Raw genomic sequence first — 17,875 nt, forward strand, 5'->3', positions numbered from 1 at the left:
TAGCGACTCGCCTTGTTTGAAATTCATCGGCCTACACTCTCGTTTACGAAGAGCCAGATAACTCGTCAACTCTGCAGAATAGCGCGATTGATCCCGGGAAATACACCGTCGTTCTTGAACACGGATGCCTTGATCTCCTTGAACAAGCAGGGCCGATTACTCCTCTGTGGTTGCAATATGCAGTCATCTACGAAATCACTTGGACCCTGCGGGCTGAAGAGGCTATGGCTTCGGGTACCTCTGGAATCGACTCTGAGACCGCCGCTCGTTTCCACGAGCTAGTCGGTAAAATCCGTCTGCATCTCTCGCGGGAAGCGATTGAAACGTTTCCACTAATCAAGCGCTCCACCGCGCAGTGGGAAGCGCTGGCATACGGCTACAATATTGAGGAATGGCGCTGGAGCTCGGTAGTCATCGACCACTTCGATGAGGCCCGTCGTCTTGTCGAACTCCGCTATCACTTCACGGGCAGCATGCCACACGAGGATATACGGTTCAGAGGCAAACGCGCGGCCCCGTTCGCCAGCAAGACACGGAGCTTTAACTATCTGCAAAGGACACTCCTTCATGAGCGGATTATCTGGGTACCCGTCGATGGAACTTTGGAGATTCGTCTTGATGGGCAATCGGTGCCGTTGACGTTTGAGTGGCCAAAACCCAAACAGTTCTCAGTTCGACCAGCCGCGGTTCAATCGCTTAGAGGCTCGCGAATACCACTCTCCAAACAGAAGAAGCGAAGGAAAACGGCTACGGGGAGCGACCGCGCAGTGTCTGCACTTGCCCGTGCGGAACCGATCCGTAGGCTCTTTGCCGGAGCCTGGGTACTGATGGATCGGGATGTGAACTGCAACGACAACGCCGAACATCTGTTCCGCTATCTGCGGAAACGACGGCGAGACATTAACGCCTGGTTCGTCGTGGAGAAGGACTCACCCGGTTGGAAGCGTCTGCGAGCCGAAGGGTTCAAACGATTGATCCCGTATGGATCGACTTTGTGGAGAGCCTTATGCCTCAACGCTCGATTCTTGGTGTCGTCCCACGCTGATCGGTATGTTTCCAATCCTTTTGTGCTCTCAAACGGTGAAAAGCTACGATGGAGATTTGTTTTTCTGCAGCATGGCGTGACCAAAGATGACATATCGCGTTGGCTCAACAGCAAAGACATTGCGGGAATGGTGGCGTCGACCGTTGACGAATATGCCTCTATCGCGGGGGACAACTCCCCCTATATTCTCAGTTCCAAAGAGGTCGCACTGACAGGTATGCCTCGCTACGATGTTCTGGCGAAGAATGCAGCCGGTTGCGGTGCGGGCAGGCGTAGATCTATTACATTTATGCCGACATGGCGGCAGTTCTTAGCTGGTAAAGCGGTCGGGCAAAGCAATAGACGAGACCTAAACCCCGAGTTCTTCGGATCCGAATTCCTCCACCGATGGCTCGAATTTCTCCAATCTGACGAACTCAAAGAAACGGCCCAGGAACACGGATGCACGATCACATTCATGCCGCATCCAAACCTCGAAGGCTATCTCCCTGAGATCACTCTGCCCGTGCATGTTGAAGTCGTCACATACGCAGATGTCAACGTTCAAGATGTGATTGCCCGATCGGCGGTAGTCGTCACCGACTACTCGTCGATCGCCTTCGACGCTGCTGTAGTCCACCGTCCGGTCGTCTATTATCAGTTCGATCGCGATCGTGTCTTTGGCGGGGGCCATTTAACTAGGCCCGGTTATTTCTCTTATAAAAATGACGGGTTCGGCCCGGTGGCTGAAGAGCTGGGAGGCGTGCTGGATGCCCTGCGCGCGACGCTCGAGGGTGGTGTCGATCCCGCACCCGAATACCTCGAAAGGATCGAACGGACGTTCATCAAGCCTGGGAGAGCTTGCAGCGCTGTCACCGAGATGATTGAAAGCCTCGATCGTCCAGTGGCTGTCGGCGACCATCGTCCGACGCCACAGGCGCCTCAGATCCAGTACCTCAACTGACCGATGAATAGCTCGGTCCTTGGTACGACCAGGCGGAGGGGCCAATCCACGAATTGATCGCGGGGTCATTTCCCCAGGGCGAACTTCCCACCTATGGCGGAGCCAGCTAACTCGGACGGCTTAATATCCGGTGGTCGGGAAACTCCCGGGCATCTGGATCCGGTGATGAGTCGGAGTTCTCCACGTTGAAGGCCTCCGGCTATGCGGCTGCGGGCTCCTCGCTACCCTTCTTGATCGGTGAGAGGTCGAACTCCAGGGCTACTTGGCCACTGACGAGCACACCACCGGAATCCAGGTTGTTGTTCCACTTCATATCTCAGTCCTTGCCTTGGACGTGGTCGGATCCTTCGAACTCGGCGCGTAGATTCCCGAAAGAATCGAAGTCGATGTGTTCAAGTGGAATAGGTACAAGAAGTGGCAACGTCGTCAAAGCCCGAGTTGTGAGACACTCCAATGTGAGACAGAGGATCCCCAGCATGAAGGAGTGCGATAGTGGCCAGAAGCGGACAGCTGACGAAGGATGCTGATCGGGCGGTAGATTCGGCAGCGGTCACTCCGATTCGCTCCTGGCTTGCCCGAATGCGGTTGAGGTCCTGGATCTTTCGTCCCTTTCTATTCCTGATGGTCGGACTGATCCTGCTCGTGCTGTGCTGGTGGCTCTTCGGTCTCACAACCTCTGATTCGTTTTGGCGCGAAGCGGTCAGCGCCATCTTGGGTGCCGTGGCCACGATCATCGGTGCAACCGCAATCGCGTTCATTGCACTGCGGGAACAGCTGCGACGGGTGGAGGAGAAACGCCTACTCAAGCGATTTGAAGATCTGACATGGAAGCATTCCTCGATCCGTGTCGGGGCGATGGAGATTCCGGGCATAGCAGTCGTCGCATCCGCGACTCATGATGCAGGCTGGGACGCGAACACGATCGTGGAATTCGCGCCGGAGGGGAGCCCTCGTGCAACCGATGAGTTGACCGCTCGGGCGCTCGATGTGACCTTGCCAAAGCTTCAGGCGCAGGCTGAGGAACGAAAACTCACATTCTTCGATGATGACTGTGTCGATATTGTTGACGTTGATCTCACCACGATTAACAGGGATGGGAAACGGCGCCCAAAATTTACTTTCACTCCGGCCAAAGCACGCTATTTCGACTTCGCGGTGTCGTCGAGTCGGTTGGACGCCCCGGTTGACCCCGAGATCGATCCTTTACAGCCATCATTGCGGCAACTGTGGGGCCACGGTCCGTCCTCGCTTTTAGAAGTCTCGGCATTGCCGGCCGTAGCCAAACTGGGGTGCGGAACGGTGGCAGTGACGAAGGATTCACGCATCGTGTTCGGCATTAGGGGAAAGACCTTCATCGCATCGGATTCTGTTTCCGACTCAGCCCGTCGTTCACTGCATTTTGTGGCCGAAGGGATGATCCCGAAGGATCTCAACCAGGAAGGGCGGGTTGATCCGAAAGTAGGAATCACTCGTGGACTGGACGAGGAACTCAACATCGGGCTATCGAGTCGCAACATTGGCCGTGTCGCCGAGATGATTTCAACGGGAGTCTTCTTTGATCAACAGAGATGGCAGCCGTGCTTCTCCTATCTGAGCAGACTGGATATCACCTGGGACGAAGTTCAGACGGCGGCCCCGATCGCACGGGACGCGTGGGAAGTCGAGGCACTGATTTCGCTTCCCTTCGATATTGAGCACGCCGGAGTGAGACAGCTTCTGCTTGGAACCCACCCTGATTTCCGACTGGCCTCCAACCACGCTGCAGCGATGTTGTGGTTCGCGCTTCTGCACAACCACGGCTATCACGTAATGCGTGACCACTTGCTCTCATAGAGCAAGACGGCCACCTCGGCGTCATTTCTCTATATTGCCGGTCAGCGACCCGAGCAGGGTCAGGACCATGGCCAGAAGCAGAGCAACCGCGGCGGCGATGAAGCTGCCGATGACGGTCCCGCTGAGGACGAGGGCGATCAGGGCAGGGCCAGCGATCTGTCCGAGGCTGTACCAGGTCGTCAGCTTCGCTGCGGCGGCGGTGATCCCCATTTGTGTTCCTTCGCCGATGGTCATCATGACCGCCCCGACGAAGGTCCCGCCGAACAGTGCCGCAGCGATGAGGAGCAGGATCGGGTTGGTGCCGAAGACGGCGAGAACAGCCCCGCCGACCTGCAGGCAATAGCAGAAGGCGAGTCCTCGACGGGTGCCGATGCGGGCGGCGACGTTCGACCAGATCAACGGTGAGGCCGCCGTTGCGATACCAGCGACAACCCAGGTCGAGGCGGCGGCCGTCTCACCGAAGACGGGCTTGGCGAGCACCACCAGGTAGGTGCCGATGATGATGTAGCCGAAACCTTGGAAGAAGTAGCCTGCCGTGAGAACTGCCATGGCCCGGCGGAGCCTCGGGGGATCGGCGGTGATGTCGGGGCGATCGTTTGCGGCGACCACCTCGGCGGGCTTGTCGGCCGGCTTGCTTTCGCCGGGCGCCGGCATGGGCCAGGCCCATGCGATTACGGTGAACACGGCACTGAGCAGCGCACAGATCAGCCAGAGTCCGCGCCAATCGACGAGACTGCCTGCGGTGAGGACGATGACTCCGGAGATGAGGATGCCGGTGCCGATTCCCGCATAGACGAGGCCGGAATCGACCGGTCTGCGGGCCACGAACGGAATGCGCTGGGTGATGCAGACGAAGATCAGACCCGAGGCGATTCCAGCCAGCGTACGCACCGATCCCTGCCAGACCAGATTCGACGTCAGGGGGATGGCGGCCAGGCACAGGGTGGAGACGATGAGGCTTAAGCGGTAGACGCCTCGGGTGGGCTCAACCCAGCCGCGGGCGATGACCAGGGAGCCGATGAAGTATCCCACGTAGTTGAGCGTGGCGATCCACGCACCTGGAGCTGAGCTCCAGTGCAGGGCGGCGACCATGAGCGGGAGGACGGGTGTATAGAAGAACCGACCCATCCCCATGGCCAGAGCCAGTCCGAGGGTGCCACGGATGGCGGTGGGGTTAACGGGGTTGTCGGCGGTGAAGCCCACTGCCCTGCCTCCTGTCTGTGACGTCATCAATAGGAAACGATGTCATGAAAACGCGGCGACCGCCTCGGCGGGGGCGGATATGAAACAACGCGGGTGCCGAGACTCCCGCGATGAGGGAGTGGCGGCACCCGCGTTGTGGATGGCCTTGCTCAGGTGAGGATCAGGCGCTGACGGCGACGCGTTCCTTCTCGTCGGGCTCGCCGCTCTCGTCCCAGGCACCGGGTGCCGGCGCTCCGTGGGCATCGGGTTCAAGCGAAAGCTCGTCGAAGGGGCTGGAGCCGTTCAGTGCTGCTCGAGCCTGGTCGAGGTCGATCTCATGCGTCCACTTGCCGATGAGCAGGGTGGCCACGGCGTTGCCGGTGAAGTTCGTCAGGGCGCGGCACTCGGACATGAACTTGTCGATGCCGACGATGACGCCCATGCCGTCGAGGAGCTCGGGGCGGTGTGACTGCAGGCCGGCGGCCAGGGTCGCCAGGCCCGCACCGGAGACTCCGGCAGCACCCTTCGACGCGATGATCATGAACACCAGCAGTGAGATCTGCTCGGGCAGGCTCATCGGCATGCCCATCGCCGTGGAGACGAACAGGGACGCCATGGTCAGATAGATCGCGGTGCCGTCGAGGTTGAACGAATAGCCGGTGGGCACGGTGATGCCGACGACCGGCTTCGAGACCCCGGCGTGCTCCATCTTCGCGATCAGACGCGGCAGTGCCGACTCCGAGGATGAGGTGGAGAAGATGAGCAGGAACTCACGGGCCAGGTATTTGAGCAGCAGGAAGATGTTGAGCCCGGTGACGACCTTGAGCATGGTGCCGAGGACGACGCTGATGAACAGCGCACAGGTGAGGTAGAAGGCACCCATGAGGATGGCCATCGACCCGATCGCAGCCCACCCGGTCTTGCCGACGACGGCAGCGATGGCACCGAAGGCACCGACAGGGGCGGCCCACATGATCATCATCATGAGCTTGAAGACCACGGCCTGGATGTGGCGGATGCCGGTGAGGACGGGCTGACCGGCCTTGCCCATCGACTGCAGGGCGAAACCGACGAGGAGCGCGAGAACCAAGGTCGGCAGGACCGGGATGTCGCCCGGGATGAGGCTCATCAGGAAGCCGACCATGCCGCCGTCATCGTCACCGCCGCCGGCCGCTTCATAGGGCTTGAGGTGCAGGCCCTCGCCGGGGTGGATGAGGTTGCCGACGAGGAGTCCGATGATCAGGGCGAATGTCGCCATGATGAGGAAGTAGATCAGCGCGATTCCGCCGACCTTGCCGACGGTGGCCGCCTTTGCCACCGAGCCGACGCCGAGGACGATCGTGCAGAAGATGATCGGTGCGATGATCATCTTGATCAGTGCCACGAAGGCGGTGCCCAAGGGTTCGAGGGCGATGCCGGCATCAGGGGCGATGAGCCCGATGGCCGCGCCGACGAAGACGGCGATGATGACCATGATGTAGAGCCAGTGGGTGCGGTCCTTCTTGCGGGGTGCCGGCGTTCCGCCGATATCCCCGGTTCCAATGTCTTTTGGCAACGCTGCCATGTCTCCTCCTTGAGAGAGTGTGCTCGCGACGTCTGGTCGCGAAGAATTTCTCAATGAGCATTCCAGAGACTGTGACGGCTGTCTCGGTTGCGTTCATAGTGTTCATGGACACAGTCGGCAGGTCGGCTAGTCTGGGGTTTGTCGGTCACGATCAGGTGGCCGCGAGCCATGACGATATGAAGGGACAGCTCATGAAACTCGATACAGCACTTCTGCGCGCCATCCCGGGTGCGTTCATTCTGAACTCCGGCATCGGCAAGCTCGGCATGGACGAAACCACGGCGGGTGGCCTGCAGCAGATGGCCGCCAACGGTGTCCCCATGGTCGAGAACATGACCCCCGCCCAGTTCGGGAAGTTCCTGTCCTACGGTGAGATCGCCGTCGGTGCCGCACTGCTGCTGCCCTTCGTTCCCACCCGCATCGCCGGAGCCGCGCTGACCACGTTCTCCGCCGGTCTCGTCGCGAACTACTTCTCCATTGACTCCATGACCAAGGACGACGGCATCCGCCCTTCCGAGGACGGTACCGCCGTGGCCAAGGACACCTGGCTGGCTGCCATCGGTGTCTCACTGATGCTTGCCAGCGGATCGAAGAAGAAAAAGAAGAAGTCCAAGAAGTAATCGTCGACGATCTCGTCATCGACGAAGGGACAGTTGGATAGTGATGGCTCCCGGGACGCGGCTCCGTCCCCGGCACCGGCGGCGCAGCGGCACCTTGGCCCGGCGGCTCTTCCTCATGCAGCTGGCGCTCATCGTCATCGTCTGCACCGCCCTGTCCATCACCAGCTACGTCACGACGTTGGCCTCGGCCCGGCAGGCAACCTCGGAGCGGGTGCTCTCCATCGCCGAGACCCTGGCCCATGACCCCTTCGTCATCTCATCGGTGGAAGGCTCGGACGCCTCGGCGAAGCTGCAGCCCTATGCGCTGACCGTCATCGACACCGCCGAGGTCGACTTCGTGACGATCATGGACCGCGACCGCACCCGGTACACGCACCCGGATGCTCAGCAGCTGGGCAAGGACTATATCGGCAGCATCGACAAGGCCCTGGCCGGTGAGAGCCAGGTCGAGGAATACGAGGGGACGCTGGGGGAGTCGGTGCGGGCCATCGTGCCGATCACCGACTCATCCGGCGAGGTCACAGCCATGGTCGCGGTCGGGGTGACGCTGAAGACCCTGTCGGTGGCACGGGCTGCCGCACTCCCGCAGATCATCATCGTCGGCCTCGCCGCAATCGCGTTGGGCGGGCTCGGGTCCTGGGTGCTCAGCCGCTACCTGCGCCGAGTCACCCTCGGCTACGGTCCCGAGCAGCTCAAGTCCCTGTTCGCGTTCTACGATTCCGCCTTGCATTCGCTGCGCGAAGGCCTCGTCCTCGTGAACGGTGATGGGCAGCTGGTGCTCTACAACGATGAGGCCGCTGAGCTGCTGGGTCTGCCCGAGCCCGATGACCGCGATCCCATTCCCCTCGCCGAGGTGGCCCTGCCCTCGTCCGTGTCATCCCTGTTCTCATCCGGTCGGGATGCCGTCGATGAGATCCATCTGACCCGTGACCGTGTCCTCGTGGTCAACCAGAAGCAGGCGAGCCAACCGGTGGGCGGCAGGGACGAGGACCAAGGTGGTGGCACCGTGGCGACTCTGCGTGATCGCACCGATATTCAGGAGCTCACCGGTGAGCTCGAGACGATGACGACGCTGACCGAGGCCCTGCGGGCTCAGACCCATGAGCATGCCAACCGACTGCACACGGTGGCGACGCTCATCGAGCTGGGACGCTCGCGGGAAGCCCTGGACTTCGCCGTCCGCGATCAGCAGGAGTCGCAACGACTGACCGATTCGTTCGTCGGTTCCCTCGACGAACCCTTCATCACGGCTCTCATGATCGGAAAAGCCGCGCAGGCCAATGAACGCGGGATCGAGCTCACGGTCACGGCCACGGGTGAGCTGCCGGCGGGCAGCCTTGATGCCCGTGACCTCGTCACTGTGGCCGGAAACCTCCTTGACAACGCCTTCGATGCCGCGGCCGAATCCGAAGAGCGGCACGTATGGGCCGACTTCGTTGCCGCCGACGCAGAGCTCATCATCACGATCGCAGACTCCGGTCCGGGCATCGATGAGCCTGAGATCGATGCGATCTTCCACCTCGGCGCCTCAGGCAAGGCAGCACCGCCGCATTCGGGTGGACGCGGATTCGGACTGGTCCTCGTGCGCCAGGCCGTGACTAGACTCGGTGGGGAACTCGACGTCGAATCGGATGGCGGCGCGATCTTCACGGTGACGTTGCCACTGACTGAGGACAACCTCGGCGAGGGTGGCGATTTCACTGCAGAAGACGACTCCGGACATGGAAGGGAGGGTGAGGATGACCGGCAATGATGCCGAGCTGCGGGTGCTCATCGTCGAAGACGATCCGATGACCGCCGAGGCCCACGGGGACTATGTCCGCAAGGTCCCCGGCTTCACCGTCGCGGCCATCTGCCTCAGCGGACACGAGGCGCTCGCCCGCTACGATGGCCTGGCGGCCGAGGGTACCCCGGTCGACATCGTGCTTCTCGACATGAATCTCACGGACTCCCACGGTCTCGACGTGGCCAAGCGCATGAACACGCGCGGTCACGGGGCTGACATCATCGCGATCACCGCAGTGCGCCACCTGCAGATCATCAGGTCCGCAATCTCCACCGGGATCACGCAGTACCTCATCAAACCCTTCACCTTCGCCGCCTTCCGCGAGAAGCTGGAGAACCAGCGGGCGTTCCGGCTCAACCTCGGCGATGGAGGTTCGGGCTCGTTGGCGACTCAGGCGTCGGTCGACAATGCCCTGAGCGCGCTGCGTTCCGTGTCACCGGACCGATTGCCGAAGGGGCTCATCGAGGAGACGCTGGCTGCGATCTCTGGTGTCGTGCGGGATGCTGACTCTGCTGTTTCGGCCACCGAGGTCGCGACGGCATTGGATCTCTCACGCGTGACGGTGCGCCGGTATCTGGAGCATCTGGTGAAGACCAAACAGGCGGTCAAGCAGCCGCGGCATGGGACTCCAGGGCGCCCGGAGTATGAGTATCGGTGGGTTTGAGGTTGAGGCCCCTCTGAGTGCGCCGAAGCAGTTGTTCACGACGCCTCGATCTGCCGAGACTGTCAAAACCGTACCGAAGCTGGTACGCTTTTGACATAAGGGGAGAGGCGGAGTCATGGGCTACCGACACGATCTGTGGGAGATCGCAGCAGAACAGCACGGTGTCGTCACGATCACCGAGGCTGAGGACGCGGGGGTGCCCGCCGTCGAGGTGCGCAAACTTGCCCACCGCGGCGCACTGCAGGCGTATGGCAATGGCGTGTACATCCACCGTAGTGTGCCCACCACAGACCTGACCGAGCCGGCGGCGGCGACGGTGCTGGCCGGTGACGGGGCATTCCTTGAGCGGGAGACTGTGCTCGATCTGCTTGGCCTGGGACAGTTCAATCCGCACCGCATCCGGGTGGCGACCCGTCGCCGAGTGCGCAGGACCCTTCCCGAGTGGGTTGACCTCGAGACGCGGATGGATGTCCCCGACGAGGACCTGACACATTACGAAGGCATCCCCACGACCACTGTTCGTCGCGCTCTCGTCGACGTGCATGACAGGATGCCATCGGAGCGGTGGAAAACGCTGGTCGAACAGGCACGTCAGCGCGAGTTGATCGACAACCACGACGTCGCGAATCTGACAGGTCAACGGGGCGCTGCATGAACACCGCGGCACCGCCTCTGAACTTGGCGCAGTTGAACACCCGGGTGGAAGAGGCTGCTCGAGGCCTTAGGGTGCCTGCGATTCGCGTGCGTAGAATGCTCTGCACGCTCATCGTGTCCCAAATGCTGCCTGACGCCGTCGCCATCAAGGGTGGCATGGGCGTAAAGCTGCGCATGGGGGAGAGTGGGACACGAGCCACAGCCGATCTTGACGTCTCCACGCTACGGCGGGGTGAAGAGCTTGAAGAGACACTCCGGGCAAGTCTGAACTCGGGCTGGGGCACGGTGCCCGCGACCAAGGGTGCACGCAAAAAAGATCCTGACGCGCCGGATCGCGTGGCGTTTACTGCGGACTTGAAGCCTCGGTTGCTGCACGACCCCGGGCTTGCTCAGCCCCAGTACGTGATGCACCCCTACCGGGTCACATTGTCATTTCTTGGTAGGGAATGGGGCGGTCTCGATCTGGAGGTGTCTGATCCTGAGATCGAGCCGCATGCTCATACTCGTCGCCAGATCGACGGCGAGCTCATTGAGCTGAGTAGTCGATTTGGCTTCGGAGCGCTACAGCCAGTCGAGCTGATCGACCTGGAGTACCAGATTGCGCAGAAGATCCACGCGTTGACGGATCCCGACTACTCCCGCGCCCATGACCTGGTGGATCTGCAGCTGCTTTGGGCCGCTGAGCCTGAGCTGGACTCCGTGCGAGAATTCTGTGTGCGCACATTTAACTTCCGTCGCGCGCAGGAGTGGCCCCCGCTGCCGTTGCGACCTATGGACGATTGGGAGCCCGCATATAAACTCTCCCGCGAAGAGACTGAGATCGATGGAGACACACTGGTGCTGGCAGATATCGATTCGGCGCGAGAGTGGCTTAAGCAGATGATCACGTCCATCGATGCAGCCGCAGTAACGTGAAGGCCCGATTATAGGCGGTGATTGCCTGCTCGCCTTCCGGCCTTGCTGCCTCGGCATCTGCCGTCACGTGTACTCAGCGCATTGCGCTCGGTGTCCTCGGAACGGCTGCCGAAGGGCCTGATCGAGGAGACGCTGGCTGCGATCTCTGGTGTCGTGCGGGATGCTGACTCTGCTGTTTCGGCCACCGAGGTCGCGACGGCATTGGATCTCTCACGCGTGACGGTGCGCCGGTATCTGGAGCATCTGGTGAAGACCAAACAGGCGGTCAAGCAGCCACGGCATGGGACTCCAGGGCGCCCGGAGTATGAGTATCGGTGGGTTTGAGGTTGAGGCCCCTCAGCTCGTGACCGGCTGAAGCTTCCTTCGGCTATCACAAGGACTACCGTCCAGATCGGTGGACCGAGCTATCGCCGATCAAGCTGGTGCAGTCAGTGATGATGTCGGAAAGCTTGCGTGTGTTCGCCGCGAGCTCGGAGCCCTTCGGGCTGTGCGGGGTGGCCAGCAGAAGGGATCGGGAGAAGGCCGGATCGTCGATGGGCAACAGCGCCACTCCCGGGCGGGGGCCCATCGAAGCCAGCAGCGGGACGAGACCGACAACCATCTCCGCGGCGATCATGCCCAGCATCACCGAGTAGTCGTCGGTGCGGAACTTGACCTCGAGCTGATGACCGGCCGCCTTGAATGCATCGACGACGACCGTGTCGATGGGATCGTCCCGGGTCGCGCCGAGCAGCCAGTTCTCGTCCTGCAGCCCGACCAGGGTCTCCATGTCGATCGACTCCCGGCGCGCCAGAGGGTGGGAAGCCGGCAGCGCCAGCTGCATCGGTTCACGGAACACCTCTGTCGTGGTCACTGTCGGCGTGAAGGGCAGATCGTAGCCGGGCACCGAATAGAGCAGCACAGCGTCGTACTCGTGCTGGTTGACATGCGCGACGAGCTGGTAGATCTCCTCGAGCGTGCTGTCGATGTGCAGACCGGCGAGCTTCGACTTCTTGACGATTGAAGGAAGCAGCGCCGAGGCGGCCGTGGGGAAGGTGCCGAACTTCATCCGCGTCAAACCGCTCTGCGCATGCGCCTGCACATCGTGCAGGGCACGCTGGGAGAGGGTGAGGATCCGCTGCGCCCGATCGAGCATGATCTCACCGGCCGCTGTCAGTGACGAACCACGCGTCGAACGCTTGACGAGGGGGGTGCCGCAGAGGCGATCGAGATTGCGCAGATGGTAGTCGACCGAAGGCTGGCTCCAGGCCATCTTCATCATCTGGACCGCTCTCGTGCTCGTCTGGTATTTCTTCACCGGACGGAAGAATTCGGTCCTTGCCCGGGAGCTCGCCGCCGCCGAGGTGGGGGAGCCGATCCGATGAGCATCGTCGTCGGCGTCGTCCCCGGCCGCGATCCCCGACCGCCCGTCCGGCTCGGGGCGCTCATGGCCCGCTCCTACGGACGCAGGCTCGTCCTCGTGTCGATCATCTCCAGACCCTGGGGCTCCGGCGGCAGCGGAGTGGATGCCGAGTATCGCCGCTATCGAGAGAGCGAGACCGCCCGTTGTCTCGAAGCGGCGGCGACCATGGTCCCCGACGGGATCGCTGTCGAGCAGCTCAGCCGCGAGGCCCATTCCCCGCGCAGCGGGCTCCGGAGGGTCTGCCGCGAGATCGGCGCCCATCGTCTCGTCCTCGGCTCCTCCGAGGATGCGCCTGTCGGCCGTATCCGTCTCGGTGGAGTCTCGACCGGCCTGCTCCACAGCGCCACGCTGCCGGTGGCGCTGGCACCACGAGGCTTCGACGCCGCCGATTCGGAGCGGATCACTCGAATCAGCGCCGCCTTCAACGGCACTGGCACCTCTGCTCGACTTGTCCTCGGAGCCGCGACGGTTGCCTCCGCGGCGGGAACCCAGCTGCGCATCGTCGCTTTCACGCCCCGACAGGGCAGGGCGACGACGGGCCTCGAGGCGGGTCTGGGAGCAGACATCGAGGATGAGATCGTCGAACAGTGGGAAGCCGAGATCCAGCAGCGGACACAGAAACTCATCACCGAGATCTCGGAGCGGGAGCCCACGCCTACCCGCACCGAAGCGGTCATCGGTTCCGGCGAGACCTGGGACGAAGCGGTGGCGGACGTGGCGTGGGTTCCCGGGGAGGTCCTCATGATCGGATCTCGCACACTCGGTGCGCTGACGCGCCTGTCGCTCGGCTCACGTGCGGCGAAGATCCTCAAGAATGCTCCGGTGCCGGTTGTGCTCGTCCCACACCGCGCCGGTGAGACCTACGCCGCCGCTGCCGATTCCGCACGGTGAAGCGGATCCGCCGATGACAGGAGAAAACACAACTATGCACACTATGAAGGCCCCTTCGAACCAGGTGGATGAAGCTGCCGCCGCATGCGGGACCGGGCCCACTGCAGCTCGGCCGGCACCGGATGGCACCCGCCTGGGCGAGCTGTGGTCGGTGCTGCCGCAGAACTCCGGGGTCGATGCCGAGGGAGTACTCGAGATCGGTGGCGTGCCGGTCACAGAACTCGCCGAACGGTACGGGACGCCCCTCTACGTCTATGACGAAGCAGGACTGCGCCGACGGATCCGCGCCTTCGTCGGCGGTCTTGCGGCCCGGTGGCCGAACTCCCAGGTCCTCTTCGCGTCGAAGTCTTTCCCCGCCGTGGGGATGTACCGGTTGGCCTACGAGGAGGGAGCGAACATCGACGTCGCAGGCGGGGGAGAGCTGCGGATGGCGCTTGCCGCCGGAGTCGCTCCGGAAAGAATCCACTTCCACGGCAATGCGAAGACCGATGCCGAACTGACGATGGCCCTGCAAGCGGGCATCGACACGATCATCGTCGACAACGAGGACGAACTCGACCGGCTCGACCGGCTCCTCACGACCCCGCAGAAGCTCCTTCTGCGCGTCATCCCCGGCGTTGATGCGAAGACCCACGCCTCCCAAGCGACCGGCGGACTCGATTCGAAGTTCGGCCTGCCCATGGACCAGGCGCTCGCCGCCATCGAGCGCATGCGCTCTCATCCGCTCATGGACTTCGAGGGAGTGCATCTGCACATCGGCTCGCAGATACTCGACACCACGCAGTTCGCCGAGGCCGTCGAGAAGATCTCCACTGCCGGGACGTTCCCCACCTACGATGTCGGTGGTGGACTCGGCGTCAGGTACACCTACGAAGACGAGGACCCCGGTATCGATGAGTACCTCGACGCCATCGTCACCGCTGCTCGCCAGCACCTGCCGCCTGCGGCCCGGCTGCTCATCGAGCCCGGTCGCTCGATCGTCGCTCGCGCCGGTGTCACCGTCTACGAGGTCATTACCGTCAAGCGCACCGGTAGGACCTTCGTCGCCGTCGACGGGGGACTCGCCGACCAGCTCGACGTTGCGCTGACCGGTCAGCGTTTCGAAGCGATCCTCGCCAATCGAGCCACCGATGCCTGGACCGAGACCGTCCAGATCGTCGGCCGACAGTGCGAATCCGGTGACCTCCTCGTCGATCAGGCACCGCTGCCAGCTGCCGAAGTCGGCGATGTCCTCGTTCTGGCCACGACCGGCGCCTACGGGTACACGATGGCGAACAACTACAACGGCGCGCTCAGACCGGCTGTCGTCTTCGTCTCCGAGGGCCATTCCCGCTTGGTCGTGCGGCGCGAGAGCTATGAAGATCTGCTCGCCCTGCACGAACCGATACTCGAGACCAGGACAGCTGCGAACCCGACAGCTGCGAACACGGCAGCATCGCTGCCGAAGGAGGACAATCCCCATGCTTGATCTGCTGCTCACCGACGCCCGCGTGCGCACCTTCGACCCGAATCGGCCCTGGGCCGAAGCCGTCGGAATCACCGGCGGACGCATCGCCTACGTCGGGGCTGCCGCGGACGCTCCCGCAGCGAAGGAGACCCGCCGCCTCGGCGGGAACCTCCTCACCCCCGGCATCATCGACAGCCACAACCACCTGCTGCTCGGCTTCGACTCCGATGCCGTCAGCCTCGAAGGGGCGGAGACCCTGGCCGAGGTGCGTTCGCGCATCAGCCGCCTCGCCGCCGAACGCCCCGACCTCGATTGGGTGTGTGCGGAGAACGCCGTCTACTCGATCGTCGACGACCGCCGCCCCAACGCCGATGACTTGGCCGGACTGACCGACCGTCCCATCTTCGTCACCACCTACGACCAGCACTCCGTGTGGCTCAACGACGCGGCCCTGACCATCCTCGGCATCCACGATGGTGCGGACATCGCCTGGGGGCGGGCCGAACGCGACTCCTCGGGACGGGCCACGGGCTGGGTCACCGACTTCTACACCTCGGCGATGACGAGCGCAGGTCTGGCCGCTCTTCAGCGTGATATCCCGATGTACTCGCCTGAGCGCCGCTACAAGAAGATCCTCGGCAGTCTCGATATGGCCACCCGCTCGGGCATCACCACCGTCGTCGAACCGCAGGTGCCCGTGGCCGAGATCGGCCTGTTCGAACGTGCCCTGCGCGAAGACCGGCTGTCCTCCCGCGTCATCGCCGCCCTGTTCCACCCTGTCGACTCCGCACCCGAGTTCCGGCAGGAGCTGCGCACGGCCGTCGATGACGCCCCGCGCAGCGACCGGCTGCAATTCGGGCCGATCAAACTCTATGCCGATGACGTCATCGAACCGCATACGGCCTGGATGCTCGCCGACTACGCCAACCGTCCCGGCCACCGCGGGCACCCCTCCGCCCCGATCGGAGAACTGACGAAGATCGTCACTGAACTCGACCGGCTCGGCTTCCAGACCCACACCCACGCCACTGGTGACGGGGGAGTCCGGCTGGCCTTGGATGCCATCGACGCGGCACAGGCGACCAACGGCACTCGTGACCGCCGGCACGGGATCGTCCACGTCGAATGCCTCGACCCGGCCGATCTGCCGCGGTTCGCCGATCTCGGCATCACGGCCGCAATGCAGCCTCGCCACGCCTCCCCGGACCTCATCGAGGGCACGTGGATGGACAACGTGGGCCAGCAGCGCTGGGACCGCGCCTGGCGCGTGAAATCACTCATGGACAGCGGGGCGCATGTGGCCCTGTCCAGCGACTGGCAGGTGGGGGAGATGGACCCGTTGGTCGGCATCTACTCCGCACTGACCCGCGCCGGCCTCGATGGATCCAGTTCGTGGACGCCCGATGAGATCATCACCCTCGACCAGGCGCTCTTCGGCTACACGCGAGAGGGCGCATGGGTCTGGCATGCCGAGGACCGCCTCGGCGTCATCCGACCTGGCGCCGTCGCCGACCTTGTCGCCTGGTCGGCCGATCTCTACCGGCTCGACCCGTCGGCGCTGCTCGAACAGCGCGCCGATCTCACCATCGTCGGCGGACAGATCGTCCACGACACGGGCGCCACCGGTGGCGAGCAGGGCGAACAGGGTCTCAACCGCGTCGACATCGCGGCGAAGACCCTCAACCCCGATCGCAGCTGTGCGGGTCACGGGCATCAATAGTGTTATTTTGTGTTGAACGACGATTCAGTTAGGAGATCGATGGCGATCAAGAAAATATGCCGGCGCAACGTCGAGGCTGCGGAGGAAGTCCTTCTCGGGCTCAGCCACCGGATCCACGCCGATCCGGAGCTGGGGTTCGAAGAGTACCGGGCCTGCCGGCTGCTGAGCACCGAACTCGAACAGCGGGGATTCACCCTCGAACGCGGACTGGCTCAGATGCCCACGGCCTTCCGGGCCACTATCGGTGAGGGTCCGCTGGTCGTCGGCGTCTGCGTCGAATACGACGCTCTGCCGGGGATCGGCCATGCCTGCGGACACAACGTCATCGCAGCCGCCGGGATGACCGCGGCCTTCGGGCTGGCCCCGCTGGTCGATCAGCTGGGCATCAAGCTCGTCGTCTTCGGCACACCGGCCGAAGAGAACGGCGGGGGCAAGGTCGTCCTCCTCGAGGCCGGAGAGTTCGACGGGCTCGATCTGGCGATGATGGTCCATCCCTCGAACCGGGAGCAGTCCCGCTCGCACTGCCTGGCGATCGGCGATCTGCGGGTGCGCTTCATAGGCAAGAACGCCCATGCCTCGGCGGCCCCCTATGAGGGCATCAACGCCGGAGACGCGGTGACCGTGGCCCAGGTTGCCGTCGGTCTGCTGCGTCAGCAGCTGCATCCCGGCGACCAGGTCCACAGCATCGTCTCCCACGGCGGCGAGGCGGCCAACGTCATCCCCGCCGACACTGGACTGGTGTTCAACTTCCGGTCTCCGAAGCTCGAGACCCTCGACCGCCTCGAACAGCGCATCCGCGCCTGCGTCGAGGGAGCGGCGAGGGCGACCGGCTGTACCTTCGAGGCCAGCAGCGAAGCTCCGGCCTATTCGGAATTCAACAACAACGACATCCTCTCCGGCCTCTACCGGGCCAACGCCGAGGCGCTGGGCCGGACCTTCGACCACGAGGACGACACCTCACCGGTGGGGTCGACGGATATGGCCAACGTCTCGCGCATCGTTCCTGCCATCCACCCGATGCTCGACATCGACTGCGGAACGGCCGTCAACCATCAGCCCGAGTTCGCCCAGCACTGCATCAGCGAAGCCGCAGATCGTGCAGCGATCGAGGGCGGTCTGTCGATGGCCTGGACGATCATCGATGTCGCCACCGACGAGGCGACGCAGCGCAGCTTGAGAACGGACCGCGAGCATCTGCTCGCGGACTGA

Annotated in this window: 15 protein-coding genes; 12 read left to right on the forward strand and 3 right to left on the reverse strand. The window is 63.1% G+C overall.

The window, feature by feature from the left end:
- Positions 1-224 precede the first annotated feature (224 nt).
- Entirely contained in the window at positions 225-1,988 is a 1,764-nt protein-coding gene (locus INT29_RS15585; protein ID WP_193072281.1) for a CDP-glycerol glycerophosphotransferase family protein, read from the forward strand.
- Positions 1,989-2,609: 621 nt separating this feature from the next.
- On the forward strand, positions 2,610-3,821 hold the full coding sequence (locus INT29_RS15590; protein ID WP_193072282.1) for a hypothetical protein: 1,212 nt from the start codon (positions 2,610-2,612) through the stop codon (positions 3,819-3,821).
- 21 nt (positions 3,822-3,842) lie between these two features.
- Here the strand turns inward: INT29_RS15590 and INT29_RS15595 are convergent, their stop codons facing one another.
- Both INT29_RS15595 and INT29_RS15600 read right to left on the reverse strand, forming a co-directional pair.
- Entirely contained in the window at positions 3,843-5,051 is a 1,209-nt protein-coding gene (locus tag INT29_RS15595) for a YbfB/YjiJ family MFS transporter (RefSeq protein WP_193072283.1), read from the reverse strand.
- A 133-nt stretch (positions 5,052-5,184) separates the two neighbouring features.
- Positions 5,185-6,567: a cation:dicarboxylate symporter family transporter gene (locus INT29_RS15600; RefSeq protein ID WP_101572630.1), complete on the reverse strand. Its 1,383-nt coding sequence runs from the start codon at positions 6,565-6,567 to the stop codon at positions 5,185-5,187.
- A gap of 53 nt (positions 6,568-6,620) precedes the next feature.
- Between INT29_RS15600 and INT29_RS15605 the strand changes: the two genes are divergently transcribed.
- The 6 genes from INT29_RS15605 to INT29_RS15630 all read left to right on the forward strand — a co-directional run bounded on the left by INT29_RS15605 (position 6,621) and on the right by INT29_RS15630 (position 11,530).
- The gene (locus tag INT29_RS15605) at positions 6,621-7,187 is read left to right on the forward strand and encodes a hypothetical protein (protein WP_308298064.1); all 567 of its coding nucleotides are present in this window, start codon (positions 6,621-6,623) and stop codon (positions 7,185-7,187) included.
- A gap of 43 nt (positions 7,188-7,230) precedes the next feature.
- Positions 7,231-8,940, forward strand: coding sequence for a sensor histidine kinase (locus tag INT29_RS15610; protein WP_193072284.1), 1,710 nt, complete (start codon positions 7,231-7,233; stop codon positions 8,938-8,940).
- Positions 8,927-9,637: a response regulator gene (locus INT29_RS15615; RefSeq protein ID WP_193072285.1), complete on the forward strand. Its 711-nt coding sequence runs from the start codon at positions 8,927-8,929 to the stop codon at positions 9,635-9,637. Before INT29_RS15610 ends, INT29_RS15615 begins: the two co-directional genes overlap by 14 nt.
- A 115-nt stretch (positions 9,638-9,752) precedes the next feature.
- The gene (locus INT29_RS15620; RefSeq protein WP_193072286.1) at positions 9,753-10,292 is read left to right on the forward strand and encodes a type IV toxin-antitoxin system AbiEi family antitoxin domain-containing protein; all 540 of its coding nucleotides are present in this window, start codon (positions 9,753-9,755) and stop codon (positions 10,290-10,292) included.
- Positions 10,289-11,206 carry a nucleotidyl transferase AbiEii/AbiGii toxin family protein gene (locus INT29_RS15625; RefSeq protein ID WP_226842081.1) on the forward strand — a complete coding sequence of 306 codons (918 nt, stop codon included), beginning with the start codon at positions 10,289-10,291 and terminating at the stop codon, positions 11,204-11,206. Before INT29_RS15620 ends, INT29_RS15625 begins: the two co-directional genes overlap by 4 nt.
- Before the next feature lie 21 nt (positions 11,207-11,227).
- Positions 11,228-11,530: a helix-turn-helix domain-containing protein gene (locus tag INT29_RS15630; protein WP_226842083.1), complete on the forward strand. Its 303-nt coding sequence runs from the start codon at positions 11,228-11,230 to the stop codon at positions 11,528-11,530.
- 55 nt (positions 11,531-11,585) lie between these two features.
- On the opposite strand, the gene INT29_RS15635 is transcribed toward INT29_RS15630, so the two are convergent.
- Positions 11,586-12,503 carry a LysR family transcriptional regulator gene (locus INT29_RS15635; RefSeq protein ID WP_193072288.1) on the reverse strand — a complete coding sequence of 306 codons (918 nt, stop codon included), beginning with the start codon at positions 12,501-12,503 and terminating at the stop codon, positions 11,586-11,588.
- Positions 12,504-12,566: 63 nt separating this feature from the next.
- Between INT29_RS15635 and INT29_RS15640 the strand changes: the two genes are divergently transcribed.
- Genes INT29_RS15640 through INT29_RS15655 form a run of 4 tightly spaced genes read left to right on the forward strand, consistent with a single transcriptional unit; the run spans position 12,567 to position 17,875 of the window.
- The gene (locus INT29_RS15640; protein ID WP_101572646.1) at positions 12,567-13,499 is read left to right on the forward strand and encodes a universal stress protein; all 933 of its coding nucleotides are present in this window, start codon (positions 12,567-12,569) and stop codon (positions 13,497-13,499) included.
- A gap of 43 nt (positions 13,500-13,542) precedes the next feature.
- The gene (gene lysA, locus INT29_RS15645) at positions 13,543-14,967 is read left to right on the forward strand and encodes a diaminopimelate decarboxylase (RefSeq protein ID WP_226842085.1); all 1,425 of its coding nucleotides are present in this window, start codon (positions 13,543-13,545) and stop codon (positions 14,965-14,967) included.
- The gene (locus INT29_RS15650) at positions 14,960-16,666 is read left to right on the forward strand and encodes an amidohydrolase (RefSeq protein ID WP_193072290.1); all 1,707 of its coding nucleotides are present in this window, start codon (positions 14,960-14,962) and stop codon (positions 16,664-16,666) included. The genes lysA and INT29_RS15650 overlap by 8 nt, the downstream gene beginning before the upstream one ends.
- 39 nt (positions 16,667-16,705) lie before the next feature.
- A complete protein-coding gene (locus INT29_RS15655) occupies positions 16,706-17,875 on the forward strand; it encodes a M20 family metallopeptidase (RefSeq protein ID WP_193072292.1) in 1,170 nt (389 codons plus the stop codon).

Origin of the sequence: Brevibacterium sp. FME37, from assembly GCF_014897485.1 — a bacterium.
Classification (GTDB): Bacteria; Actinomycetota; Actinomycetes; order Actinomycetales; family Brevibacteriaceae; genus Brevibacterium.